Here is a 24,121-nt window from a genome sequence, read left to right as displayed (position 1 = left end):
CCTCCCGAATGCTCCGGTCGCAGTTGCTGCCGCCTTTTTCCCACAGGGGCGGCAGGAACTGCGACCGGAAGGAGAGGAACGGCGCGGTCAGACCGCAGAGCCGGTGACGACGAGCTTGCCGACCGTGTGGCCGGCCTCGAGCTGGGCGAGGGCGGCGGATGCCTCGGCGAACGGGTACTCACGCTCGATCACGGGGACCACGCGGCCATCCGCGACGAGTTCGAGGAGCTTGGCCAGAACCTCGGGGCGGGGCGTCGCAGCGAGGGGACGGATGCTCCGCGAGCCGATCGACAGGAACACCGCACGCAGCATCCGCGGGATGGGACCCAGCACGTGACCGCCGTCGCCCGTGACCAGCACGACCGTTCCACCGGGGACGACGAGGCGTTTCAGCTCGCGCAGCGGCATCCCTCCGGCGATGTCGATGATCGCGTCGAAGCGGCCGTCCGGCAACGCGCTCAACGGCGACTCCCTGTGGTCGAACGTGCGCACGGCGCCGAGCTGCTCGACAAGCGGCGCGTTTCGGTCTCGGCAGGTCGCCCACACCTCGGCGCCGCGGAGAGTCGCGAGTTGCACCGCGAACGTGCCGACTCCTCCGGATGCACCGATGATCAGCACTCGCGGTGCTCCCCCCGCTGCGTGGCTACCGTGCGCGAGCCCCACCCCGGCGAGGTCGAGGGCCTGCCATGCGGTACCACCGGCGACCGGCAGACACGCGGCGGCCTCCGGTGCGATGTCGGTGGGGATCGGCACGAGCCGCGCTGCAGGAACGCACACGTACTCGGCGAGGCCTCCTCCACCGACGAGCTCGCCGACGACGTCTTCACCGATCTCGGCGCCGACGACGTCCGGCCCCACGGCTACCACGGTGCCGGCGACCTCCATGCCGCGCACCGGATGCTTCGGGCGGGTCAGCCCGAACACCGGTCGCACGAGCAGCGGATCACCGAGCAGGAGGCGCACATCACCCGCGTTCAAGGCCGTGGCATGCACCCGCAGCAGCACTTCGCCGCGGCCGGGTGCCGGGATCGGGATGCGTTCGAGGGTCACACCATCGGCCGGCCCGTAGGTCTCCCGGCGCCACGCTTTCATCGACCGGCTCATGATGATGCTCCTGACGTGTCGGGGTACTCGAAGAGCTCGTCGAGACCCACACCGAACGCGCGGGCGATCTGGAACGCCAGTTCGAGCGTCGGCGAGTATTTCTGCTGCTCGATCGCGATGAGCGTCTGCCGCGTCACACCGACCGTGCGGGCGAGTTCGGCCTGAGTGAGTCCGGCCTGTTCACGATGCGCGCGGATCGTGTTCGAGACGAGGGTGGGCTTGACCATCAGACGAGTCCCCGCCGGTAGGCGATCACTCGCGCGATTCCGCCGACGAGCGCCGAGACAGCGAAGCCCGCGAACATCGTGTTCGCGATCCAGAACACGTCAGCCCCCACCGCGCAGAGCGCGATCACCCCGAGACCCGCGATCACGACGAAGCTCTGCTCGACACGACCACCCATCCGGCTGATGTCACGGTCGCGGATGTCGGAGCGGCCGACCCCGTCGGGCTCCTTCATCCCGGCGATGATTCCCCACCCGACACTGAGGATGATGGTCGCGACGATGCCGCCGCCGATCACCCACAGCATGAGCGGGAACCAGTCGACGCCGGTGAGCGGCCCTCCCGCGGCCTGCTGGAGCACCACCACGACGTAGACGACCATCACGATCGGGCTCACGATGAGCCCCGCCCATGCATTGCGTTCTTCGTAGACCATGATGCCTCCGATGTAAAAGATTCTTGACACGCTCAGCGTACGTCGAGCATCCGCCTATGTCAAACATTCTTTACACGTCGACGGGCTCCGGTCGCAGTTCCTGCCGCACCAACGCGAATCGTGCGGCAGGAAGTGCGACCGGAACGGGGGTGCGCGGCAGGAAGTGCGACCGGAACGGGAGCGGGCGGCAGGAACGGGAGCGGGCGGCAGGAAGTGCGACCGGAACGGGGGTGGGCGGCAGGAAGTGGGACCGGAACGGGAGCGTGGGCGTCAGATCACGCCGCTGCTCCACGGGTCGGGGTTGCCGTAGCGGTGCGCGGTGATCGAGATCGACTGCTCGTGCACGAAGGGCAGCAGCTCGATGCGGGCAGCGGCCGTCACCTCGCCGTCGTACACCGCGAGGTCCGGATCGCCACCCGACGCCGCCGCGAGGGCCGTACGCAAGGCCGCGACCTCGGCGCGACCGCCGACCAGGCGCAGCCGATCGGGGCGAGGCGCGGAGGCCGGCCCCTCACTCTCCTCGGCGCGAAGCACCCGCTGCAGCCACTCGTCATCGCTCTCGAGGAACACCTGGGCGTCGAGGTCGCCGAGCGCGCGGCGCACGTCGCCGGGCAACCCGACCGGCGACGAGATCACGAACTTCGCCCCCGAACGCACTCCGGCGATCACCACGCGCAACAGGTCCTGCAGCGCGGCATCGTCGGTCGCGCGAACCTCGACGGGCACCGGCCGATAACGGAAGAGGTTGCGCTCGACGCCGAGACGGGAGACATCGCGCACCTGTCCGAACTCCCGGTCCCAGGCCAGAGCATCCGACAACGCGGAACGGCGCAGCCACTCGAACCTCTCGTACTCGAGCGACGACTGCGCCGACTCGATGAGGGCCGTGATGCGGGAATCGAGTCCCCGCAGATGCAGAGTGCTGGATGCCGGGCCACCCGGCTGCGAGCGCCAGGATCCCAGTCCGATCAGGTAGTTCGGGCCACCGGCCTTGGCACCGGGGCCGACCGAGGAGCGCTTCCACCCGCCGAACGGCTGCCGCTGCACGATCGCGCCGGTGATGCCGCGGTTCACGTACAGGTTGCCCGCCCGCACCCGGTCGAGCCAGTACGACAGCTCCTCCGGGTCCTGCGTGTGGAGCCCGGCGGTGAGCCCATAGGCGACGGCGTTCTGCATCTCGACGGCACGCGCGAGGGTCGGGGCGTGCATCACGCCGAGCACCGGGCCGAAGAACTCCTCGGTGTGGAAGCGTGATCCCGGCTGCACTCCGACGCGCACGCCGGGGCGCCACAGCCGGTTGCCGCCGTCGTCGTCTGCGGCGAGCGTGGGCTCGATCAGCCACTGCTCGTCGCCCTCGAGCTCGCTCAGCGCCCACGCGAGCTTGCCCTGCGGCGGCTCGATCACCGGGCCCACCTCGGCCAGCGGATCGGTGGGCTGTCCGACGTGCAGCGAGCGCACGGCGTCGGCGAGCTGTCGAGCGAACCGGGCCGAGCGACCGACGGGCCCGACGAGGATCGCGAGCGAGGCCGCCGAGCACTTCTGCCCGGCATGTCCGAAGGCGCTCTTGACGAGGTCGGCGACCGCGAGATCGAGATCGGCCGAGGGGGTGATGATGATCGCGTTCTTGCCGCTGGTCTCGGCGAGGAGCGGCAGATCGGGGCGCCAGGAGCGGAACAGCGCTGCCGTGTCCCACGCGCCGGTGAGGATCACCCGGTCGACGGCGTCGTGCGTGATGAGCTCGCGGCCGAGCTCGCCCTCCTCGATGTCGACGAGTGCGAGCAGGTCGCGCGGCACACCTGCCTGCCACAGTGTCTCGGCGATCACGGCGGCGCAGCGACGGGCCTGCGGTGCGGGCTTGAAGACGACGCCGGAGCCCGCGGCGAGCGCGGCGAGCACTCCACCGGCGGGGATGGCGAGAGGGAAGTTCCAGGGCGGAGTGACGACGGTGACGGATGCCGGGACGAACACGGCGCCCGCGATGGCGTCGAGCTCACGGGCCTTGGCAGCGTAGTAGCGGGCGAAGTCGACCGCCTCGCTCACCTCGACGTCGGCTTCGGCGAAGACCTTGCCCGTCTCGGCGGCCGCTACCTCGATGAGGTCTCCCCGGCGCGACTCGAGCGCGGCGGCGGCACGCAGCAGCACCTCGGCACGCTCGGCGGCAGGGCGTGTGCCCCAGGACGGCGCCGCACGGCGCACGCCCTGCACGATCCGATCGAGGTCTTCCGCATCCGACACCCGTGCGACGGCGATCGTGGCGACCCCGAGGTCGGAGGTGGGGATGCGCTCGCGCACCTCGCGCGCCCAGTCGCGGTTCGCGGGGAGCGCCGGATCACTGTCGGCCGTGTTCGAGAAGCCGGGCGCGCCACCGGCATCCTGCCCCATCTCGCGAGCGGAGTACACGGCCGTCTCGAGGAACGCCTCGCGGCCGCCCTCGTCGTCGGAACCACGCGAGATCCCGAGCACCGCTTTGGTGAGGTCGGTCTCCGGTACGGGGGCGGCCGGCGCTGTCCGCACCGACTCGTGCACCGGCGCCTGGCGGTCCTGCGTGCGGCGCGGACCGCTGCGGAGAGTCGCGTCCCCTGCCCGGTCGAGCGCATCCAGGAAGCGATCCTGCTCCCGCACGAACAGCGACTCGTCCTCGCCGAGCCGGAACGCGGCGGAGAGGAAGTTGTCGGGCGAGGCGTTCTCCTCGAGCCGGCGCACCAGGTAGCTGATCGCGACATCGAACTCTGCGGGCTCCACGACCGGCACGTACAGCAGCACCGGACCGACCTCGCGCGAGACGGCCTGCACCTGCCCCTGCGCCATGCCGAGGAGCATCTCGAACTCGACCACCTCGCGCACGCCCCGCTCACCGGCGAGCAGCCAGGCGTAGGCGATGCCGAACAGGTTGTGCCCGGCGACTCCGAGCTTCACGGCGGCGGTGTGCTCGGGCTGCAGCGCCCAGTCCAGGCAGCGCAGGTAGTTCGCGTCGGTATCGAGCTTGGTGTCGTAGGTCGCGGTGGTCCAACCGTGCATCCGGGCCTCGACGTGCTCCATCGCGAGGTTCGCACCCTTGACGAGTCGCACCTTGATGCGGGCGCCGCCGTGGGCGACGCGGTCCTGCGCCCACGCCGTGAGCTCCTGCAGTGCGGGCAGCGCATCGGGCAGGTACGCCTGCAGCACGATGCCCGCTTCGAGTCCGGCCAGGCGCGGGTCCTCCAGGATGCGCGTGAAGACCGCGATCGTGAGGTCGAGGTCGCGGTACTCCTCCATGTCGAGGTTGAGGAAGGTACCGTCTGCCGCTGCCGTGACGTAGAGGGGCAGGAGCCGAGCCACCACCTCGTCGACGACCTCGTCGAAAGCCCACATGGAGAGGTGACTGATGATCGCCGAGACCTTCACCGAGACGTAGTCGACATCCGGGCGCTGGATGAGCGCATGGATGCCGTCGAGCCGTCGCCGTGCCTCCGCCTCGCCCAGCACGGCCTCACCGAGCAGGTTGAGGTTGAGTCGGGAGCCGTTCGCCCTGATCCGCTCGATCGCCGCCCCGAGCTTGGCGGGACGTGCGTCGACCACGAGATGCCCGACCATGTCGCGGAGCACCCTGCGGGCGATCGGCACCACGGGCGATGGCAGGATCTGCGCGACACCGCCGCCGAGGCGCACGGCCGAGCGCAGGTACCAGGGCAGGAACTCGGGCACGATCGGCGCGATCCGGTGCAGCTGCGATGCCGCAGCGGTCAGGCTCTCCGGGCGCATCACGCCGTCGACGAAGCCGAGCGTGAACGGCAGTCCGTTCGCGTCCTGCAGCATGCCGGCGAGCCGGGCGGCCGCAGGGTCGGGTTCGATCGCCGCGGCCTCGATCGCCCACCGCCGAGCGAGCTCGACGGCACGGTCTGCGAGGGGTGCGGATGCCACGGCATCCGGCGGGAGGTCTGCCATGACTTTCACCCTAGGTCTGGATGCGCCGGATTCCGCGCCGCGCCGCCCGTGCTCGTCCCGTTCCGGTCGCATTTCCCGTCGCTTTCCGGCGTGCGGAGCGACAGGAAGTGCGACCGGAACGATGACGTTCTCGGCCTCCCACACCTTGAGCACCGGCATCCCGGCGATGGGGCTTCCCGGGTCTTCGGCGGCGGCCGGGTTCACGGTGTCGTTCGCGCCGATCACGAGCACGACCGCGGTCGAGGCGAGGTCGTCGTTGATCTCATCCATGCTCAGGACGATGTCGTACGGCACCTTGGCCTCGGCCAGCAGCACGTTCATGTGTCCGGGAAGGCGCCCCGCGACCGGATGGATGCCGAACCGCACATCCACACCCCGCTCGCGGAGTCGTCGGACCAGGTCGGCCACCGGATACTGCGCCTGCGCGACCGCCATGCCGTAGCCGGGCGTGATCACGACGGTGCTGGCCGCGACGAGCATCTCGGCCGCACCCTCGGCGGTGATCTCGCGGTGCTCGCCGTACTCGGTGTCATCCCCGGACGGCGCCGCGATCCCGAATCCGCCTGCGATGACGGAGAGGAACGAGCGGTTCATGGCCTTGCACATCACGTACGAGAGGTACGCACCCGACGATCCCACCAGCGCACCGGTGACGATGAGCAGGTCGTTGTTCAGGAGGAAGCCCGCCGCGGCGGCCGCCCACCCCGAATAGCTGTTGAGCATCGAGACGACCACCGGCATGTCTCCGCCACCGATCGAGGCGACCAGGTGCCAGCCCAGTGCGAACGCGAGCACGGTGACCGCGATCAGGAGCCACAGCTGCTGGTCGTTCACGAACCACACGGTCAGAGCGACGAACGCGACGAGAGCCCCGATGTTGAGCCCGTTCTTGCCCGGGAGCATGAGCGGCTTCGACGACATCTTCGCCGAGAGCTTGAGGTACGCGACGATCGACCCGGTGAAGGTGACACCGCCGATGAAGATCCCGATGAACACCTCGGCGTTGTGGATGCCGACGAGCTGAGGGGCGATCTCCGGGTGCGCGAGGTAGCCGTTCCAGCCCACGAGCACCGCGGCGAGGCCGACGAAGCTGTGCAGGAGCGCGATGAGCTCGGGCATCCCGGTCATCTCCACGACCCGCGCTCGCCAGAGCCCGATGGCCGCACCGATCAGTACGGCGGCCACCAGCAGACCCAGGCCGAGGAACGCCCCGGTGCTCCACGCATCCGCCACGGTGAGGGCGACGGTCGCGACCAGCGCGATCGTCATGCCGGCGATGCCGTAGACCACGCCGGAGCGGGCGGACTCATGGCGGCTGAGCCCGGCGAGACTGAGGATGAACAGCAGGGCGGCGACGATGTAGGCCGCCCCGGCGAGCGCGTCGACGGTCACTTCTGGCCGACCTTCGCCGATGTCCCGAGTGTGAACATCGCGAGCATTCGACGGGTCACCGCGAAGCCTCCGAAGATGTTGATGGAGGCGAGCAGCACAGCGATCGCGGCGAGCACCTGCACGACCGGCAGCGGCGAGGTGATCTGCAGCATCGCGCCGACCACGATGACGCCGGAGATGGCATTGGTCACCGACATGAGCGGGGTGTGCAGCGCGTGGTGCACCTTGCCGATCACGTAGAACCCGATCACGACCGACAGCACGAGCACCGTGAAGTGCTGCGGGAGTGGAGCGGGGGCGAACGCGTTCACGGCGAACAGCGCGGCGATGCCCACCATGATCAGCGTGACCTTGCGCGCGGTGGACATCTTCTTCGGCGGCGCGATCTCGACCGGTGCCGCTGCAGCCTTCGCCGCGGGGGCGGCTGCGACCTGCACGGCGGGCGGCGGCCAGGTGACCTCGCCGTCGCGCACGACCGTGACCGAGCGCTGCACCACGTCGTCGAAGTCGATCACCAGCTGCCCGTCCTTCGCGGGGGTCAGAAGAGCCACGAGGTTGGCGAGGTTCGTGCCGTAGAGCTGCGAGGCCTGGGCGGCCAGGCGCGAGGCCAGGTCGGTGTATCCGAGGATGATCACCCCGTTGTCGGTGACGACGCGTTCGCCGGCGACCGAGCCCTCGACGTTGCCGCCCTGCCCCGCGGCCATGTCGACGATCACGCTGCCCGGCTTCATCTGCGCGACATCGGATGCCGTGATCAGGCGAGGGGCCGCCCGGCCGGGGATGAGCGCGGTCGTGATGATGATGTCGACGTCGGCGGCCTGCTCGGTGTAGATCTCGGCGGCCCTGCGGTCGTAGTCCGCGCTCGTAGCCTTGGCGTAGCCGTCGGTGGAGGCTGCGACCTCGACGTCGACCGGAAGGTACGAGCCGCCGATCGAGGTGACCTGGTCGGCGACCTCGGGGCGCGGGTCTGTCGCTCGCACGATCGCTCCGAGACTCGATGCGGCCCCGATGGCGGCGAGACCTGCGACTCCGGCGCCCGCGACCAGCACCTTCGCCGGCGGCACCTTGCCCGCGGCCGTCACCTGGCCCGTGAAGAAGCGGCCGAACTCATGCGCGGCCTCGACGACCGCGCGGTAGCCGGCGATGTTCGCCATCGAGCTGAGCACGTCCATCGACTGCGCGCGCGAGATGCGCGGCACCGCATCGAGGGCGACCGCCGTGATGCCGCGTTGCGCGAGCGACTCGACGAGGTCGGGGCGCAGTGCCGGCGAGAGCAGCGCGATGAGGGTGGCGTCGTCGGAGAGGAGGGCGATCTCCTCCGCCCCGGGGGCCGTGATCGCGAGGACGATTTCACTCCCCCACGCCTCGGCACGATCGACCAGGGCAGCGCCTGCAGCCTCATACTCCCGGTCGGGGTACGACGCTGCCCCGCCCGCTCCCCGTTCGACCCTGACCGTGTGGCCCAGCTTCCCGAGCGACGCGATCGTCGCCGGGGTGGCCGAGACCCGTGCTTCGCCCGCAGGCTCCCGCACGATGCCGATGACTGCCACTGCATCCTCCTCCGCCCGTCTGCGTCGACGGGATCACCGGGGCGTCTGCGCCCCTGACTTCCCGCTCAGAGTACTGAGGGGCGATGCGGAAGTACCCCTCCTTCTGCTCTGTGACGGGGAAAGAAGCGAGGTTCTTACGGAAACCGGAGGAGCGTGGTCAGGGCCCGGCGTCCCGGTTCTATGCTGTTGCCGTGACCACGAAGCCGCCGGAGCCTCCGGCCCAGGTGCCTGACCGGGCTGTCATCGCCGCGAACGCCGGGGCGCGCGCGAAGGTGCTCGGCTGGGCGCGGCGCAGCATCGATCTCATCCCGACCTCCTGGCTCCTCACCGGCGCCGGAGCCGTGATCCTGGCGACCACGGCCGTGTTCGGCGGGCTCGAGGCCGCCGCCGTCGATCCGACCCCTGTCGTCAAGGTCGGCGAGACCTTCGCAGGCTCCGATCTGGAGATGACAGTCGTCGGCGTCGAGCTGCGCGACGAGCTGAGCGCTGAAAGCGGCCACACCCTGGTCTATCCGGACGAAGAGAAGGGCGAGCGAATCCTGGTCGTCACGGTCGACGTCACCAACACGTTCGACAAGCCGCGACCGTCGACAGCGAACCCCCCGCTATCCCCGGTCGTCGACGGCATCCGCATCGAGGGGCTCGACAAGAAGGGCGACGTCCTCCGTGCCGACGACGGCGAGCGCGCACCCCGGTTGCAGCCCGATATCCCCGCCCGCCTGCTGCTCACCTGGACCGTCGGGCCGGACGACTTCCACGACGGCGATGAGATCACTCTCGCCCTCCCCGATTCGGACCACTACGTCGGGCAGAGCGTGATGCGCGGCGATTACTGGGTGGATGTCACCGTCGGGGCCACCCTCATGGCGACGATCGATGAGGTGACACTCCCGTGAAGAAGCACGTCCTCATCTGGCTCGCCACCGCCGCGCTGCTCGTCTGCGCGTGGGGTGTCTCGAAGGCGACGCTTCCCGACGACGCTCCGGACGCGCCGTTCCCCACGGTCGCGCAGATCGGCGAGCAGGCCGCCACGCGCAATCTCGTCGCGACGGTGACCGACGTACACCTCACGAACCGAGTCGCCGATGCGGAGGGATGGTCTGCCGAGGGCACCTGGCTCGTCGTCGATCTCGAGGCCGCGAGCGGGGTCACACAGGATCTGAGCACCCTCAGGCTCGCTGAACTCACGATCGGCGACCGGACATTCACAGCGACGGATCGCGGCACCACCTTCGTGGATCAGCGCCTGGTCACCGGCGTTCCCCGTGCCGGGAGCCTCGCCTTCGAGCTCCCCGACGACGTCGTGGGCGACAGGGCCACACTCCGTCTGGGCGTGCCCGGAGCGGGCGGCTTCGAAGTGCGGCGCGACGGCGTGATCGATCTGTCGATCGACCTGGCCGCGCTGCCCATCGAGACCGAGGTGCTCCTGGACGAGAACGGCTGGGCCCGATGACGATTCCCCTTCCGCCCCTACCGCCCGCACCTCAGGAAGAACGGGAGGCTGCGGATGCACGGCCGAAACGGCCTTCCTGGTGGCGGCGCAACGCTCTGGCTCTGGTCGCGCTCGCCCTGCTCCTGCCGGCGACCGCCGTCGCGGTCGGCTGGCAGGAGTGGTACCAGTACTTCGGATTCGGCGCTCGCGCGGTCACGCCAGTGGTCGTGCCGGAGGAGGAGACGACTGATCTCGCCGGCGCGGCCTGGGGTCCGGTGCGCGGCGGCGAGATCGAGGATGTCTCGGGGCTCGACGTGCCGGAGCACACGCGCCTGATCGCGGTCGCGGTACCGGTGGATGCCGGCTCCGAGGGGATCGGGTGCGAGGCGCCGATGCTCGTGGAGCAGTCGACGGGGCGGGAGTGGAGTCCCGTGCGTGCGGAGGTCGGGCTGGACTGGAGCGCAGACGAACCCGAGACCTGCCTCAGCGAGCAGGCGGGCGCCTATGAGCTGATCGTCCCGTTCGTGGTGCCGGACGATGTCGAGGGACCGTTCTGGGTCGACGTGCGCCCCTACGAGGCCGGCGGATCCTTCGTGAGATTCGAATTCGAGCCCTGACCTTCGACGCCGTCCCTGACCGGTGCGTCGACCATCGCCGCGGCGACGGCGTCCACCGACGAGGGCAGAAGACCCGCGGCATCGGCCACGGCGCGCATCTCCGACTCCTGCGGCGAAAGACCTGTCGTGTCGGTGCGGTCCTGCTGCCGCCGACGCAGCCGCCCGAGGGTCGCGTCGTACGCCCCGCTGATCACCGCGATCCGCAGCGGCTCCATGAGCAGCAGAGGCACCAGCGACACCAGCGGCGTCGCCACCGCCCAGAACACGTACTCCTGGGGGCCGATGAGTCGGGTGATGCCGAAGGAGAGGTACGACTCGAGCGCCTTCACGAGAACGTAGAGCAGGGCATACGAGCCGACGAGCAGCGGACCGGCGCGCCACATCAGCAGCAGCGCCCGGCCGATCGGCCGGAAGCGCGCACCGAGCTCTTCCCCCAGGTCTTTGAGCCGTCGCACGAGCGGATTGGGGATGACGGCCGCGTGCTCACGTACGCGGGCGATCAGCTCGCTCTCCACGCGCAGCTTCTCGGCGACGATCGCCTGGCCGAAGACCACCCCGGCGATGGTCAGCCAGGCGAGCGGAGCGAGGAGGACAGGCCCCGCCTCGGAGAGCAACCAGCCGATCGCCTCCCATAGCCAGCGCAGCGGGGCGACGGCATCGAGGATCTGCTCTCTGACCGTCTCGAGGAAGGCCATGGCGGCGCGACTGTCGACCCACCCCTTGATCGTGTCGAAGATGTCGCCGAGCACCATCACCGAGAAGAAGACCCAGACAACCTCGAAGTAGACCGCGACCGGCGAGAGCCACTTCGCGAGCTTCGCCGACCACTTCGACCAGGCCCAACGGCCGGCGAACGCGAGCACGATGATCGAGACGGTCCACACGTTGATCGGCAGGTTGAGCACGGTGTCGACTGAGCTCACCGGATCCTCGCCGTTGACAGCCGCCGTCCAGATGATGCCGTTGCGCACCTCGAGAGCGCGCAACGAGTACGCCCGGATGTCCTCGCCCAGCAGCCCCTGCGCCCAATAGACCGCGAAGAAGGGGAGGATGCCGGCGAGCAGCGCCGAGAGGAAGGTGCTACGACGATCCACGGCCGTCTCCGGAAGAGGTGCGACCTCCTGCAGGTTGCGCAGACCGTCGCGCAGCACCAGGAACATCGCCACCAGACTCACCAGGCGCGCGAGGATCGCGACAGGAAGGACGAGGAAGCCGACCGTGGCCGAGTACGCACCGATGAAGCCCGCGATCTCGGTGATGACGTAGTGCATGAGGACGCCGGCCAGATACCACGCCATCAGCGCGGGCCAGTGTCTCCACAGCACCCGCCCGGTGGTCGTCAGGATCGCCAGCACACGGTCAATATATCGCTGCTCGTGCGGGCGCCGGCGTCATCAGCCCCAGACGCTCGGGGCCTTCACCCGCACGGGCGGGAGGGCGGATGCCGCGGCCCAGTCGTGCACCCACGCGTCGATCTCCGGCACACCCTCGGGCTTGCCCACCGCGGCGAACAGCTCTTCGTTGCTGACGGTGCCTCCGGTGCGGCGCAGCATGCGCGAGCGCACGATCACCCGCGCGTAGATCTCTCCGTCGACGACGGCCCTGTGCTCGAGGAACACCGCCTTGTCGTCGTGGCCGATGAAGCGCGACTGCACGTCGAAGCGCTGCCACAGCTGCAGCGACTTGCGGAACGTCACGGTCTCGCTGGACACGACCGCGTACCAGCCGTGCTCCTTCATCGCGTCGAACAGCCCGGTTCGTATCAGCAGGTCCCAGCGTCCGAGGTCGAAGAGCGACAGATAGCGCCCGTTGTTCATGTGGCGCAGGATATCGATGTCGGTCGGCAGCGTGGTCAGGCGGATGCTGCTGACCGCCGACGCATCGAGGGTCTTCCCGCGTCGCACGCGACGGCGAGCGCCGAGGATCACGAGGAGGGTCCGCCAGATCACGTTCACGAGGACTTATCGTAGCCAGGCGTGCATGATCTGCGAACTTCGTTGTGCAAACCCTCCATGCGACGACGTCACGTCTCGTCGGGGTCCCACTCGATTTCCTCTTCGCCGACGCCGCGCGTAGAGTCACGAACATGAGCGCCGAAGCCCAGTCTGAAGTCATCGTCCGTCCGGTCCGTGATGTGGATGCGGAAGCCCTCGGTCGCGTGCACGCGCAGTGCTGGCACGAGACCTACGACCACCTGATCAGCACGGCTGCGCTGGAGAAGGTCTCGCCCCGCCGCATGGCCGAGCTCTGGACGCACTGGGCCTCACAGGGCCCCGAGTTCAAGATGAACGCCGCGCTCGTCGACGGTGAGATCGTCGGCTTCGTCGGCTCCGGTCCTGCCCGCGACAAGGATGCTCCCGCGTTCCGCGAGCTCTACTTCATCTACCTGCTCGACGCGTGGCACTCCACCGGCATCGGCCAGAAGCTGTTCGACGCCGCCGTCGAGAAGGATGAGCCGCTCTACCTCTGGGTGGCCGAGGACAACCCCCGCGCGCACCGCTTCTACACGCGCAACGGATTCCGCCTCGACGGAGCGTCGCACACCGAGCCGTTCCTCGGCGAGACGCTGACCGAAGTGCGCTTCGTCCGCCCCTGATCCACCGCGTACGCAAAGAACGGGCCGTCTCCGATCGGAGGCGGCCCGTTCTCTGCGTCTGTTCTCGCGCACGGCTCCGGCGTCAGAGGCGTTCGAGGATCGTCACGTTCGCGACGCCGCCGCCCTCGCACATCGCCTGCAGGCCGTACCGACCGCCGTTGCGCTCGAGCTCGTTCAGCATCGTGGTCATGAGCCTCGTGCCGGTCGCCCCGATGGGATGACCGAGCGCGATGGCTCCGCCGTTGACGTTGACCTTCTCGTGCGGGGCGTCGAGCTCGCGCATCCAGGCGAGCACCACAGGGGCGAAGGCCTCGTTCACCTCGAACAGGTCGATGTCGGCGACGCTCAGACCCGCGCGCTCCAGGGCGAGCCTCGTCGCCGGGATGGGCGCGGTGAGCATGAGCACGGGGCTGGCACCGCGCACCGTCATCTGATGGATGCGTGCGCGTGGCGTGAGCCCGTGTTCGCGCACCGCTCGCTCGCTCGCGATGAGCACCGCGCTGGAGGCATCGCTGATCTGTGACGACACGGCGGCGGTGATCCGTCCGCCCTCCCGCAGCGGCGCGAGGCCGGCCATCCGCTCCAGGGTCGTATCCCGGCGCACACCTTCGTCGTGGTCGAGACCGTTCAGCGGGGCGATCTCGTTCTCGAACCGACCCTCATCCTGCGCGAGCGCCGCGCGCCGATGGCTCTCCAGGGCGAACTGCTCCATCTCCTCGCGGGAGATGTCCCACTTCTCGGCGATCAGCTCCGCGCCGGCGAACTGCGAGATCTCCTGGTCGCCATACCTCGCGCGCCATCCGGGCGACTCCGCATACGGCGTCGTGAAGCCGTACTGCTCCCCGACGATCGCGGCCGCGGTCAGCGGCACCTGCGACATGTTCTGCAGACCGCCGGCGACCACGAGGTCGTTCACGCCACTCATCACGGCCTGCGCCGCGAAGTGCACGGCCTGCTGGCTCGACCCGCACTGACGATCGATCGTGACACCGGGCACATGCTCGGGGAATCCGGCGACCAGGGCGGCGGTGCGCGCCACGTTCCCCGCCTGCCCGCCGATCGCGTCGATGGCGCCGAGGACGACATCGTCGACGGCATCGGGATCGACACCGACCCGATCGACCAGCGCCCGGAGGCTGTGCGCGCCGAGATCAGCGGGATGGATGCCGGAGAGCGATCCCCCGCGCCGTCCCACCGGGGAACGGACCGCGTCGATGATGTATGCCTCGGCCATGATCTTCCTTCCGTCGTGCGGGTGACGCTGTGTCGTCGAACGCCGTCGGGTCAGCGGCCCGAGACCTTGCCGAACGCCTTCGCGATGGGTGCGAGCACGAGAGGCCGGGCGGCCACCCAGGCGATCGCGATCACCACGAGCGAGAGGATGAAGACCCAGAACCCGGTCCAGGTGACCGCATCCTGCGACGCGAACATGTGGTTCAGGTTGCGCAGGAATCCGGTGAGCATCACGAGGGCGACGTGCGCGATGATGAACGCCACGAAGTAGAGCATGATCGGGAAGTGCAGCGCCCTGGCCCACTCCACCGGGTACGCCTTCGACAGCTTCTCGGCCTTCTTCGGCCAGAGCCCCGACATGCGGAACCCGGTGATCGCCGCGAGAGGTGCAGCGATGAACACGGTCGCGAAGTAGGCGAGCTGCTGCAGGCTGTTGTAGTTGTTCCAGCCGTTCTCGTGCGGCCAGTCGAACGACACGTACTGCAGGGCCGCCGAAAGTGCGTTCGGGAACACCTCCCAGCTCGTCGGCACGATGCGCACCCAGTGCCCGGTGACGAACAGCAGCACCACGAAGATCACGCCGTTCACGAGCCAGAGGATGTCGAGCGACTGGTGGAACCAGAGGTTCAGACTGATCTTGCCCTTCGCGTCGCCACGGGGTGTCCAGAAGACTGTGGGTCGCTTCTCGGTGCGCACCTGGAGCCCCGAGCGGATGATCAGCACCATCAGGAACATGTTGAAGAAGTGCTGCCAGCCGATCCACGGGGAGAAACCGGGCTCGACGGCGATGGCCGACTCGTACTCCCCGGGGAAAGCCGCGAGGAAGTCCTGCATGAACGGGAAGCTCAGCAGCGTCCGCACGAAGGCGATGGCGGCTCCAGCGATCACCCCGAGCGCTGCGGCGCCGAAGAGGACGGCGATGGCCTGCGGCCACGTCGGGCGAGGGCGACCGGGTGCCGGCGCCGGCGCCTCGGCGATGTGACGTGGCGCGCGCCCGTTCCACACCGTGCGCGTCCACGGCAGCGGAACGGAGACGTCGGCGATGGCGGGTGCGGATTCGACGACGGCCACAGTGGTGGCGGCCGCCGCGGCGGCAGCGTTGCTCTCGGGAGCGACGGACTCGGGCGCCACGGAATCGGACGACACGGAATCGACAGGGGCCGCGACGGTCGCGAGCGGAACGGTGCCTGCGGGCGGCCAGGGCTCACCCCCGACGACGCGGGGCAGGCCGCGACGGATGCCGTCGGCAGCGGCGGTCTGCGCGGCGGGTGCACTGGCGGCAGGTGCACTCACGGCGGGTGCACTCACGGCGGGTGCACTGGCGGCGGGTGCGCTGACGGCACGCGTCGGAGCGGGCGGTGCGACAGCCGGCGCCGACGATCCGGGAGCGACTGCCGCGACGTTCGATACGGGCACCGTGGCGTGCGCAGCGGGAACTGCCGCAGCGGTGGGGGACGCGGTCTGCGCCGGGGGCCAGGGTTCTCCGCCCGGCACGCGCGGCAGGCCGCGACGGACCTTCGATGCTCCGGTGGTCGCCACGGGGGCGGCGCCGGCAGTCGGCGCGGTGGAAATCACCGGCGCCGGATGCGCGGCATCGGTCGACACGACAGGATCCACGGCGGTGGCGACATCCGGAGTCATGGCGTGCTCGATCGGCGCCTGGGTCGCGACAGCATCCCCGACCGTCACATCCACGACCGCCACATCCACAGCCGTCTCCTCCACAGCCACCGCATCCGCGGGGGGCCAGGGCTCCCCGCCAGGTGTACGCGGCAGACCGCGTCGCAGCATCCGCGTCGCCATGACTACTTCTTCCGCGCCTCGAGGGCCGCGATCACCTGCGGCACCACCGCGAACACGTCGCCGACGATGCCGAAGTCCGCGACGTCGAAGATCGGCGCCTCGGGGTCTTTGTTGATCGCGACGATGTTCTTCGAGGTCTGCATGCCCGCACGGTGCTGGATCGCACCGGATATGCCGAGTGCGACATACAGCTGCGGCGACACCGACACCCCGGTCTGTCCGACCTGGTGCGACTGCGGGATGTACCCCGCATCGACGGCAGCCCTGGAGGCGCCGACGGCCGCGCCGAGGGCATCTGCGAGCTCTTCGACGAGAACGAACTTCTCCTTCGACGCGAGACCACGACCGCCGGAGACGACGCGGGCTGCTCCACGCAGCTCGGGACGGGAGGATGCGACCTCCACCGCCTCGAGCGGACCGGCGGTCGCTGCGACAGCCCCGGACGGCGTGACATCGAGCACCTCGACCGAGTGGGAAGGAACGGCCTCGGCGCGCGCATCCACCGCGCCCTGGCGCACCGTGATCACCGGAATGCCGAAGGTGGGAGCCGAGTCGACGAGGTATGCCCCGCCGTAGACGGAGTGGTGGGCGACGATGCCCTCGTCATCGCGGGAGACACCCACGGCGTCGACGGAGAGCGCACTCTTCGTGCGCACGGCGAAGCGTCCCGCGACGTCGCAGCCGGAGATCGAGTTCGAGATGAGCACGGCGTCGGGGCGCAGCTGTGCGGCCGCGGCCTGCAGCGCATCCACGATCGGCACGGTGAGTGCGGCCGGGTCGCCCTCGGCGGTCAGCACGACGGAGGCTCCCGCCGCAGCGGCCTGATCCACTGCGGCCGGGCTGCCTCCGACGATCAGCGCGACGGGCGAGCCGATCGTCGAGGCCGCCCCGATGAGCGCAGCAGTGCTGGTCGCGACGTAGCCGGACGGGTCGACATCGATGAGGACGAGGATCGGGTTCTCGGAGGAAGTCATCTCACACCAGCCTGTTCTGCACGAGGTAGTCGACGAGCTTGTCGGCCGCGTCGCCCTCATCGGTGATCTTCACGCCGGCAGCCCGCGGGGGCTTCTCCGACACGGTCGTCATGATGGTCCGCGGAGCGGCGGACGGGTCTGCCGAGACGTCGAGGTCGGCGAGCGAGAGCACCTCGAGCGGCTTCTTCTTCGCAGCCATGATGCCCTTGAAGTTGGGGAAGCGTGCGTCGGGGAGCGCCTCGGTGATCGAGATCACGGCCGGAAGCGGCGCCGACACCGGCTGGCTTCCGGCATCCGCACCCCGGATTCCGGAGACGCCGTCGGCGGTGATCTCGACCGACGTGAGCGCCGTCGCCTGAGCGAAGCCGAGGTGCTCGGCGAGCATCGCGGGAAGGACACCACCGGATCCGTCTGTCGACAGGTTGCCGGTGATCACGAGATCGGGGGCGCCACGGCGGATCGCTGCGGCGAGCACCTCTGCGGTGAGACCGAGGTCGGCGCCGGCGAGCTGCTCGTCGGCGATGTGCACGGCCGAGCCCGCACCGATCGCGAGCGCTCTGCGCACGGAAGCCGTCGAGCCTCCGGGCGCCATTGCGACGGCCACCACCTCGGTGCCGTCGTTCTTGTCGGCATAGCTGAGCGCGACCTCGAGAGCCCGCTCCGTGATCTCATCGAGGACGACATCGCCGGCCGCACGGTCGGCGAGCCCCGTCTCGAGATTCAGCTTGCGATCACCATAGGTGTCCGGCACCTCTTTGACCAGGACGAAGATCTTCATCGATTGCTCCTCACGACTGCTGCAATTCTAGACCGCGATACTGAGTTCCAGCTCACTTGCGACTGAGGCCCACCCGTGCCGACTTCGCCTGCGTCGCGCGCCGTCGCCGAGCCGCAGCCTCCCGCCGCTACCGTAGAGACGTGACCCGACCCCGACCGCTGCCCATCGATCCGCTCGCCGAGGCGAAGCGCCAGTGGCTCGCGCACGGATGGACGGATGCCGCGGACGGGATGGCGGTCGTCACCTCGGTCATGCGGGCCCAGCAGCTGCTGCTGGCGCGCGTCGATGCCGCCCTCAAACCGTTCTCGCTCAGCTTCGCCAGGTTCGAGGTGCTGCGCCTGCTGGCCTTCAGCCGTGCGGGCAGCCTCCCGCTGTCGAGCGTGGTCGCCCGCCTGCAGGTGCATCCGACCACGGTCACGAGCACGGCGGAACGACTGGTCCGCGACGGCCTGATCGCGCGTGAGCCGCACCCGCACGACGGGCGCGCAGCTCTCCTCGTCCTCACGGAGTCCGGCCGGGAACTGGTCGAGCGCGCCACCAAGGCCCTCAACGCCGACGTCTTCGCCGAGCCGGGTATGAGCCGTGACGACGCCGCCGAGCTCGTCGCGATCGTGGCCCGGCTTCGCAAGGACGCGGGCGACTTCGCCGATCCGCGCCCGCAGCCCGAAGCCCTCTGACATGGCCCGGTTCGCGCTCGAGACGATCATCGGCGCGATGTTCATGCGCGAATACATGCGCCGGCTGATCGCAGAGCGCAACGCGATTCTCGCCGCCGAGTTCGAGGGTCCCGGGCGTACGCTTTCGGCATGAGCGAACTGCGTCTGCACACCGTCCTCACCGGCCGCGGTCCCGCTGCGGCGATCCTCCTCAGCGATGAGCAGGTCGCATCTCTCGGTGCCGGAAAGGCCTTCCCGGTGGCCGTGACCATCGGTGGACGCACCGCTCGCCTGCGCCTGGCGCGGATGGGCAGCGAGAACATGATCGGCTTCAGCAAGGCCGTGCGCGGCGACCTCGGACTCGAGATCGATCAGGAGATCGACGCCGTGATCCGGGTGGATTCCGCCGAGCGCACGGTCGACGTTCCGGCCGAGCTCGCCGCAGCGCTCGACGCCGACCCCGCGCTGCGCACCGCCTTCGACGCCCTGTCGTACACCGTGCGCAAAGAGCACGCACGGAGCGTGACCGAGGCCAAGCAGGAAGCCACGCGCGAGCGCCGGATCGCCAAGATCGTCGACGCTCTCGGCGGCTGACGGCTCATCGGTTCCGGCACTCATCGCGTCAACTCTGCGGGCGCTCAGCGGTTCTGGAAGTCGGGCGCCCGCTTCTCCCGGAAGGCCGACATGCCCTCCTTCTGATCCGCGGTGTCGAAAAGCGCGGCGAAAGCCTGCTTCTCGTGCGCGAGTCCCTCGGCCAGGGTCGTCTCCATCGCGGCATCCAGCGCGGCCTTCGCGGCGTAGACCGACGGCAGCGACTTCGAGGCGATGCTGTCGGCGAGCTTCGTCGCCTCGGCGAGGAGGTCGGATGCCGGCACGACGCGCGACACGAGGCCGGAGCGCTCCGCCTCCTCCGCGCCCATGAACCGCCCGGAGAGCACCAGCTCGGCCGCCTTGTAGTAGCCGACCGCGCGGATCAGACGCTGCGTGCCGCCCATGCCGGGGATGACGCCGAGGTTGATCTCGGGTTGACCGAACTTGGCGTTGTCGGCGGCCAGGATGATGTCGCACATCATCGCCAGTTCGCATCCGCCGCCCAGGGCGAAGCCTGCGACTGCCGCGATCACGGGGGTCTGCACCGCGGCGAACTCGTGCCAGACGCCGAAGTGGTCGGTCTCGAGCATCTGCGCCGCGGACATGCCCTCCATCTCCTTGATGTCGGCACCGGCGGCGAAGGCCTTCTCAGACCCGGTCACCACGATCGCACCGACGCCCTCATCCGCATCGAAGGCGAGCGCGGCGGCGGTGACCTCTTCCGCAAGCCGGCTGTTCAACGCGTTCAGCGCCTCCGGACGGTTCAGGGTGATCCACCCCACCCGTCCGCGCTGCTCGACCAGGATCGTCTCGTACTCGGTCATGTCGCCCTCTCCGTCGAAGTACCGATCATCACACGCGGTCGTCACGGATGTCGGTGATGATCCCGGAGAAGTCGCGCGTCGCACCGTCGCCGGCGGCGAACGCGGCGTAGAGCTCCTGCGCGAGCCGGCCCATGCGCGCATCCGTCGAGGTCTGCTCGATCGCCTGCAGCGCGAGACCGAGGTCCTTGGCCATCAGGGCCCCGGCGAAACCCGGCTGATAGTCGCGGTTGGCCGGGCTCGTGGGCACCGGACCCGGAACGGGGCAGTTGGTCGTGATCGACCAGCATTGACCGGATGCCTGTGACACCACGTCGAACAGCGCCTGGTGCTCGAGTCCGAGCCGCTCCCCTAGCACGAACGCCTCGGCCACCGCGATCTGCGAGACCGCGAGCACCATGTTGTTGCACACCTTCGCCGCCTGACCGAGGCCGGGACCGCCGCAGTGCACGATGCGCGTGCCCATGACTTCCAGCAACGGAAGCGCCGCAGCGAAGTCGTCGTCCGACCCGCCGACCATGAACGCGAGCGTGCCGTTCTCGGCCCCCACTACGCCGCCCGACACCGGCGCGTCGACGTTGCGGTGCCCGGCGGCGAGCGCGAGCGCGTGCGCGGCCCGAGCTTCGTCGACCGCGATGGTCGACGACTCGATGAAGAGCGTGTCGGGTTTGGCGGCCGCCAGCAGTTCGGTGCGATACGCCTCGATCACGTGCTTCCCCGCGGGGAACATCGTGATGACGACATCCGCTCGAGCCACGGCTTCCGCTCCGCTCGCCGCCACCGGGATGCCGGCCGCCTGGGCCGCCTCGATCGCCGCGGGCACGAGGTCGAAGCCATGCACCTCATGCCCCGCCGCGACGAGGTTCTTCGCCATCGGCAGTCCCATGTGTCCGAGGCCGAGGAACGCGACCACCGCCTTCGCAGACGAGGTGGTCATGATGCGCTCCGCATCTGGTCGCCGCCACTGCGCTGGAGGGACGCCGAGCCCGCTGGTCGCAGCATCTCTCGTCCGACGATCAGTCGCATGATCTCGTTCGTCCCTTCCAGGATCTGGTGCACCCGCAGATCGCGGACGACCTTCTCGATGCCGTAGTCCTGCAGATAGCCGTAGCCGCCGTGCAGCTGCAGCGCCCGGTTCGCGACGTCGAAGCCGGCGTCGGTCGCGAAGCGCTTGGCCATGGCACAGCGCATCGTGGCGTCCGGCGCGTGCTCGTCGACTGCCTGCGCCCCGTCGCGCACCATCAGGCGGGCCGCGTGCAGCTGCGTGCGCATGTCGGCGATCGCGAACAGGATCGACTGCTTCTCGGCGAGAGGTTCGCCGAAGGCGACACGCTCATGCACGTACTGCACCGCGCGGTCGAGGGCCCACTCCGCGCCGCCGAGCGAGCAGGCGGCGATGTTGAGGCGTCCGCCGTTGAGCGCCGACATCGCGATCGCGAAGCCGCGCCCTTCGTCGCCGAGCATCGCGGATGCCGGAACCCGGAGGCCGTCGAAGATCACCTGCCGCGTCGGCTGGGCATGCCACCCCATCTTCTTCTCGAGGGCTCCGAAGCTCAGCCCCTCGGCGTCTCCCGGCACCAGGAAGGCGCTGATCCCGCGGGCACCCGGCTCCCCCGTGCGCGCCATCACGACATAGACGGCGGCCTCGCCCGCGCCGGAGATGAACTGCTTCACCCCGGTGAGCACGTAGTCGTCGCCGTCGCGGACCGCACTGGTCGCGATGTTCGCGGCGTCCGACCCTGCGCCGGGCTCGGTGAGGCAGTAGCCCCCGAACTCCGACATGGCGGTGAGCTTCGGCAGCCATCGTCCGCGCTGGGTGTCGTCGCCGTAGGTGTCGATCATCCAGACGACCATGTTGTGGATGGAGATGTAGGCGGCGACGGCGGGGTCGGCCTTCGCGAGCTCCTCGAAGATCGCCACCGTGTCGATGCGGCTGAGGCCGGTGCCGCCGAACTCCTCGCGAACATAGATGCCGCCGAGGCCGAGCTCACCGCCCCGGTTCAACGATTCCCGCGGGAACAGGTGCTTCTCGTCGCGCTCCGCGGCGAAAGGTGCGAGCTCGCTCTCGGCGAACTCGCGGACGGCATCGAGGATCGCCTCGCGCTCCTCGGCGGTGGTGGTGACGGTGGTCATGGTCATCGTGATTCCTTGTGGGAGTGTGCCGGGACTAATGCATGGTGGGGATGACGAAGCTGGCACCGTCGCGGATGCCGGCCGCGGGCCAGCGACTCGTCACCGTCTTGGTCTTCGTGTAGAAGCGGAAGGCATCGGTGCCGTGCTGGTTGAGGTCGCCGAAGCCGCTGCGCTTCCAGCCGCCGAACGTGTAATACGCGATCGGCACGGGGATCGGCACGTTCACCCCGACCATTCCGACCTCGACGCGGGCCGCGAAGTCGCGGGCGGCGTCGCCGTCACGGGTGAAGATCGCGACACCGTTGCCGTATTCGTGCTCGGAGGCCATGCGCAGCGCCTCCTCGTAGTCGGCGGCGCGGGCGATCACCAGCACCGGGCCGAAGATCTCCTCGCGGTAGATCGCCATGTCGGTGGTGACGTGGTCGAACAGAGTCGGCCCGAGGTAGAAACCCTCTTCGTGTCCTTCGACCGTGAAGCCCCGACCGTCGGCGAGGAGCGTCGCCCCCTCGTCGACACCCTGCTGGATGTAGCCCTCGACCCGCTCGACGGCCGCCCGCGTGACCAGGGGCCCGTAGTCGACGTCGGCCGCGAGAGAGGGGCCGATCCGCAGCTGCGCGACCCGTTCGACGAGCTTGGCCGCGAGCGCGTCAGCCGTCTCCTGCCCCACGGGGACAGCGACCGAGATGGCCATGCAGCGCTCGCCCGCCGAGCCGTAGCCGGAGCCGATCAGCGCGTCGACGGTCTGGTCGAGGTCGGCGTCGGGCATCACGATCATGTGGTTCTTCGCACCGCCGAAGCACTGCGCGCGCTTGCCGTGGGCTGCGGCCGTCGCATAGATGTATTCGGCGATCGGGGTCGAGCCGACGAAGCCGACCGCGCGGATGCGATCGTCGGTGAGCAGCGTGTCGACCGCTTCCTTGTCGCCGTGCACGACGTTGAGGACGCCGGCGGGGAGGCCGGCTTCGAGGAAGAGCTCGGCGATGCGCACCGGCACCGAGGGGTCGCGCTCGCTGGGCTTGAGCACGACCGCATTGCCGGCGGCGAGCGCAGGACCCGCCTTCCACAGCGGGATCATGGCGGGGAAGTTGAACGGGGTGATCGCGGCGACGACCCCGAGCGGCTGCCGCATCGAGTAGACGTCGATCCCGGTTCCGGCACCGGTGGAATACTCACCCTTGAGCAGGTGCGGAGCGCCGGCTGCGAACTCGATGACCTCGAGGCCGCGCTGGATGTCGCCCTTCGCGTCGTCGACCGTCTTGCCGTGCTCGCTCGCGAGCAGCTCGGCCAGCGAGGTCATCTCGCGCTGCACCAGGTCGAGGAAGCGCAGCAGCACGCGAGCGCGTTTCTGCGGGTTGGTCGCGCCCCAGGCGACCTGGGCCTCTTCGGCGTTCGCGATCACGCGGCGCACCTCGTCGGCCGAAGCCAGAGGAACACGCGCCTGCACCGCGCCCGTGCTCGGATCGAACACGTCGGCGAAGCGACCGGAGTCGGGAGTGAGAAGCGATCCGCCCACGAAGTGCGGGATAGTACGAGTCATTGTGTGACATCCCTTCGTGCCGTCGTTGGCACATTGGAGAGTTTACTCGGAGGGCCGGACATTTACTAGGACATCCTTGTATATCGATCCACTCGGCGCCTCGCTCGGATCGAGGTTGTTCGCATCGCGTTCACCGCCCCGTCATCTCGGCCGAGTACAACTGCAAGTGCGCGGACAGAGACTCAGACCGGATCGGGTGTCACGTCTACCGCGCGCACGGTGAGCGCTCTCGCTCCCGTCGCGGCTCCCACGCCGCGAGACCCCCGCCGAATCGGGTCGGCGGGGGTCTCGCGGCGTGGGAGCCGCGACGGGAGCGAGA

The 24,121-nt window shown here is 69.4% G+C and carries 22 protein-coding genes and 1 pseudogene; 7 read left to right on the top strand and 16 right to left on the bottom strand.

The genetic code is table 11. The annotated features are described in order from the left end of the window. Window positions 1–87 precede the first annotated feature (87 nt). From CQ040_RS20045 to CQ040_RS20020, 6 genes and pseudogenes are all read right to left on the bottom strand, one after another. Window positions 88–1,104 (bottom strand): NAD(P)-dependent alcohol dehydrogenase, encoded by a 1,017-nt coding sequence (locus CQ040_RS20045; RefSeq protein WP_028500737.1) that lies wholly within the window; start codon window positions 1,102–1,104, stop codon window positions 88–90. Next, window positions 1,101–1,331: a helix-turn-helix transcriptional regulator gene (locus CQ040_RS20040; RefSeq protein ID WP_028500738.1), complete on the bottom strand. Its 231-nt coding sequence runs from the start codon at window positions 1,329–1,331 to the stop codon at window positions 1,101–1,103. The genes CQ040_RS20045 and CQ040_RS20040 overlap by 4 nt, the downstream gene beginning before the upstream one ends. After that, entirely contained in the window at window positions 1,331–1,765 is a 435-nt protein-coding gene (locus CQ040_RS20035) for a hypothetical protein (RefSeq protein ID WP_105528446.1), read from the bottom strand. Before CQ040_RS20035 ends, CQ040_RS20040 begins: the two co-directional genes overlap by 1 nt. Before the next feature lie 270 nt (window positions 1,766–2,035). Then, window positions 2,036–5,689 (bottom strand): proline dehydrogenase family protein, encoded by a 3,654-nt coding sequence (locus CQ040_RS20025; RefSeq protein WP_258131698.1) that lies wholly within the window; start codon window positions 5,687–5,689, stop codon window positions 2,036–2,038. A 129-nt stretch (window positions 5,690–5,818) separates the two neighbouring features. Then, window positions 5,819–7,081: pseudogene (locus tag CQ040_RS21140) on the bottom strand (NAD(P)(+) transhydrogenase (Re/Si-specific) subunit beta); the annotation flags it as partial. Further along, window positions 7,078–8,631: a Re/Si-specific NAD(P)(+) transhydrogenase subunit alpha gene (locus CQ040_RS20020; protein ID WP_105528448.1), complete on the bottom strand. Its 1,554-nt coding sequence runs from the start codon at window positions 8,629–8,631 to the stop codon at window positions 7,078–7,080. The gene CQ040_RS20020 and the pseudogene CQ040_RS21140, both read right to left, overlap by 4 nt. A gap of 191 nt (window positions 8,632–8,822) precedes the next feature. Between CQ040_RS20020 and CQ040_RS20015 the strand changes: the two genes are divergently transcribed. Genes CQ040_RS20015 through CQ040_RS20005 form a run of 3 tightly spaced genes read left to right on the top strand, consistent with a single transcriptional unit; the run spans window position 8,823 to window position 10,680 of the window. Continuing rightward, entirely contained in the window at window positions 8,823–9,527 is a 705-nt protein-coding gene (locus tag CQ040_RS20015) for a DUF4352 domain-containing protein (RefSeq protein ID WP_146113964.1), read from the top strand. Then, complete coding sequence (locus tag CQ040_RS20010; RefSeq protein WP_105528450.1) at window positions 9,524–10,084, top strand: hypothetical protein; 561 nt, start codon at window positions 9,524–9,526, stop codon at window positions 10,082–10,084. The genes CQ040_RS20015 and CQ040_RS20010 overlap by 4 nt, the downstream gene beginning before the upstream one ends. Next, complete coding sequence (locus tag CQ040_RS20005) at window positions 10,081–10,680, top strand: hypothetical protein (RefSeq protein WP_105528451.1); 600 nt, start codon at window positions 10,081–10,083, stop codon at window positions 10,678–10,680. Before CQ040_RS20010 ends, CQ040_RS20005 begins: the two co-directional genes overlap by 4 nt. On the opposite strand, the gene CQ040_RS20000 is transcribed toward CQ040_RS20005, so the two are convergent. Together CQ040_RS20000 and CQ040_RS19995 are read right to left on the bottom strand one after the other, a co-directional pair. Further along, window positions 10,635–12,035 carry a hypothetical protein gene (locus tag CQ040_RS20000; RefSeq protein ID WP_105528452.1) on the bottom strand — a complete coding sequence of 467 codons (1,401 nt, stop codon included), beginning with the start codon at window positions 12,033–12,035 and terminating at the stop codon, window positions 10,635–10,637. The two genes, CQ040_RS20005 and CQ040_RS20000, sit on opposite strands and share 46 nt — an antisense overlap. A gap of 39 nt (window positions 12,036–12,074) precedes the next feature. Beyond that, window positions 12,075–12,635, bottom strand: coding sequence for an acyl-CoA thioesterase (locus CQ040_RS19995; RefSeq protein ID WP_031205706.1), 561 nt, complete (start codon window positions 12,633–12,635; stop codon window positions 12,075–12,077). A 131-nt stretch (window positions 12,636–12,766) separates the two neighbouring features. On the opposite strand from CQ040_RS19995, the gene CQ040_RS19990 reads away from it, so the two are divergent. After that, window positions 12,767–13,276 (top strand): GNAT family N-acetyltransferase, encoded by a 510-nt coding sequence (locus CQ040_RS19990; protein ID WP_028500746.1) that lies wholly within the window; start codon window positions 12,767–12,769, stop codon window positions 13,274–13,276. A gap of 82 nt (window positions 13,277–13,358) precedes the next feature. Here the strand turns inward: CQ040_RS19990 and CQ040_RS19985 are convergent, their stop codons facing one another. The 4 genes from CQ040_RS19985 to CQ040_RS19970 are packed head-to-tail and all read right to left on the bottom strand — an operon-like array spanning window position 13,359 to window position 18,064. After that, window positions 13,359–14,510, bottom strand: a complete 1,152-nt coding sequence (locus tag CQ040_RS19985; protein WP_105528454.1) for an acetyl-CoA C-acetyltransferase — start codon at window positions 14,508–14,510, stop codon at window positions 13,359–13,361. A gap of 50 nt (window positions 14,511–14,560) precedes the next feature. Beyond that, window positions 14,561–16,312, bottom strand: coding sequence for a cytochrome b/b6 domain-containing protein (locus CQ040_RS19980; RefSeq protein ID WP_105528455.1), 1,752 nt, complete (start codon window positions 16,310–16,312; stop codon window positions 14,561–14,563). A gap of 2 nt (window positions 16,313–16,314) precedes the next feature. Beyond that, the gene (locus CQ040_RS19975; protein WP_105528456.1) at window positions 16,315–17,286 is read right to left on the bottom strand and encodes an electron transfer flavoprotein subunit alpha/FixB family protein; all 972 of its coding nucleotides are present in this window, start codon (window positions 17,284–17,286) and stop codon (window positions 16,315–16,317) included. Between the two features lies 1 nt (window position 17,287). Continuing rightward, a complete protein-coding gene (locus CQ040_RS19970; RefSeq protein ID WP_028500750.1) occupies window positions 17,288–18,064 on the bottom strand; it encodes an electron transfer flavoprotein subunit beta/FixA family protein in 777 nt (258 codons plus the stop codon). A gap of 140 nt (window positions 18,065–18,204) precedes the next feature. On the opposite strand from CQ040_RS19970, the gene CQ040_RS19965 reads away from it, so the two are divergent. From CQ040_RS19965 to CQ040_RS19960, 3 genes are read left to right on the top strand one after another with little or no spacing between them, the layout of a single operon-like run. Next, a complete protein-coding gene (locus CQ040_RS19965; protein ID WP_028500751.1) occupies window positions 18,205–18,741 on the top strand; it encodes a MarR family winged helix-turn-helix transcriptional regulator in 537 nt (178 codons plus the stop codon). A 1-nt stretch (window position 18,742) separates the two neighbouring features. Then, complete coding sequence (locus tag CQ040_RS21135) at window positions 18,743–18,874, top strand: hypothetical protein (protein WP_258131697.1); 132 nt, start codon at window positions 18,743–18,745, stop codon at window positions 18,872–18,874. Further along, window positions 18,871–19,314 carry a YdeI/OmpD-associated family protein gene (locus tag CQ040_RS19960; RefSeq protein WP_105528457.1) on the top strand — a complete coding sequence of 148 codons (444 nt, stop codon included), beginning with the start codon at window positions 18,871–18,873 and terminating at the stop codon, window positions 19,312–19,314. Before CQ040_RS21135 ends, CQ040_RS19960 begins: the two co-directional genes overlap by 4 nt. A gap of 44 nt (window positions 19,315–19,358) precedes the next feature. Here the strand turns inward: CQ040_RS19960 and CQ040_RS19955 are convergent, their stop codons facing one another. Genes CQ040_RS19955 through CQ040_RS19940 form a run of 4 tightly spaced genes read right to left on the bottom strand, consistent with a single transcriptional unit; the run spans window position 19,359 to window position 23,802 of the window. After that, window positions 19,359–20,135, bottom strand: a complete 777-nt coding sequence (locus CQ040_RS19955) for an enoyl-CoA hydratase-related protein (protein ID WP_105528470.1) — start codon at window positions 20,133–20,135, stop codon at window positions 19,359–19,361. 28 nt (window positions 20,136–20,163) lie between these two features. Beyond that, entirely contained in the window at window positions 20,164–21,069 is a 906-nt protein-coding gene (gene mmsB, locus CQ040_RS19950) for a 3-hydroxyisobutyrate dehydrogenase (protein WP_105528458.1), read from the bottom strand. Continuing rightward, entirely contained in the window at window positions 21,066–22,271 is a 1,206-nt protein-coding gene (locus CQ040_RS19945; RefSeq protein WP_105528459.1) for an acyl-CoA dehydrogenase family protein, read from the bottom strand. Before CQ040_RS19945 ends, mmsB begins: the two co-directional genes overlap by 4 nt. A 28-nt stretch (window positions 22,272–22,299) precedes the next feature. After that, complete coding sequence (locus CQ040_RS19940) at window positions 22,300–23,802, bottom strand: CoA-acylating methylmalonate-semialdehyde dehydrogenase (protein ID WP_105528460.1); 1,503 nt, start codon at window positions 23,800–23,802, stop codon at window positions 22,300–22,302. Window positions 23,803–24,121 lie beyond the last annotated feature (319 nt).

Origin of the sequence: Microbacterium sp. MYb54 (assembly GCF_002979515.1) — a bacterium.
GTDB lineage: Bacteria > Actinomycetota > Actinomycetes > Actinomycetales > Microbacteriaceae > Microbacterium.
Note: the sequence above shows the minus strand (reverse complement) of the source record. Positions and strands in the feature narration are given on the sequence as shown.

Bases quoted from the DNA above. Each gene is read 5' to 3' on its own strand.
- CQ040_RS20025 (WP_258131698.1), bottom strand. From the start codon at position 5,689: ATGGCAGACCTCCCGCCGGATGCCGTGGCATCCGCACCCCTCGCAGAC.
- CQ040_RS19985 (WP_105528454.1), bottom strand. From the start codon at position 14,510: ATGGCCGAGGCATACATCATCGACGCGGTCCGTTCCCCGGTGGGACGG.
- mmsB (WP_105528458.1), bottom strand. From the start codon at position 21,069: ATGACCACCTCGTCTGCGAAGGCGGTGGTCGCGTTCCTCGGCCTCGGA.
- CQ040_RS19960 (WP_105528457.1), top strand. From the start codon at position 18,871: ATGAGCGAACTGCGTCTGCACACCGTCCTCACCGGCCGCGGTCCCGCT.
- CQ040_RS19940 (WP_105528460.1), bottom strand. From the start codon at position 23,802: ATGACTCGTACTATCCCGCACTTCGTGGGCGGATCGCTTCTCACTCCC.
- CQ040_RS20035 (WP_105528446.1), bottom strand. From the start codon at position 1,765: ATGGTCTACGAAGAACGCAATGCATGGGCGGGGCTCATCGTGAGCCCG.
- CQ040_RS20045 (WP_028500737.1), bottom strand. From the start codon at position 1,104: ATGAGCCGGTCGATGAAAGCGTGGCGCCGGGAGACCTACGGGCCGGCC.
- CQ040_RS19990 (WP_028500746.1), top strand. From the start codon at position 12,767: ATGAGCGCCGAAGCCCAGTCTGAAGTCATCGTCCGTCCGGTCCGTGAT.
- CQ040_RS20040 (WP_028500738.1), bottom strand. From the start codon at position 1,331: ATGGTCAAGCCCACCCTCGTCTCGAACACGATCCGCGCGCATCGTGAA.
- CQ040_RS19975 (WP_105528456.1), bottom strand. From the start codon at position 17,286: ATGACTTCCTCCGAGAACCCGATCCTCGTCCTCATCGATGTCGACCCG.
- CQ040_RS19955 (WP_105528470.1), bottom strand. From the start codon at position 20,135: ATGACCGAGTACGAGACGATCCTGGTCGAGCAGCGCGGACGGGTGGGG.
- CQ040_RS21135 (WP_258131697.1), top strand. From the start codon at position 18,743: ATGGCCCGGTTCGCGCTCGAGACGATCATCGGCGCGATGTTCATGCGC.
- CQ040_RS20005 (WP_105528451.1), top strand. From the start codon at position 10,081: ATGACGATTCCCCTTCCGCCCCTACCGCCCGCACCTCAGGAAGAACGG.
- CQ040_RS19980 (WP_105528455.1), bottom strand. From the start codon at position 16,312: ATGGCGACGCGGATGCTGCGACGCGGTCTGCCGCGTACACCTGGCGGG.
- CQ040_RS19970 (WP_028500750.1), bottom strand. From the start codon at position 18,064: ATGAAGATCTTCGTCCTGGTCAAAGAGGTGCCGGACACCTATGGTGAT.
- CQ040_RS19945 (WP_105528459.1), bottom strand. From the start codon at position 22,271: ATGACCATGACCACCGTCACCACCACCGCCGAGGAGCGCGAGGCGATC.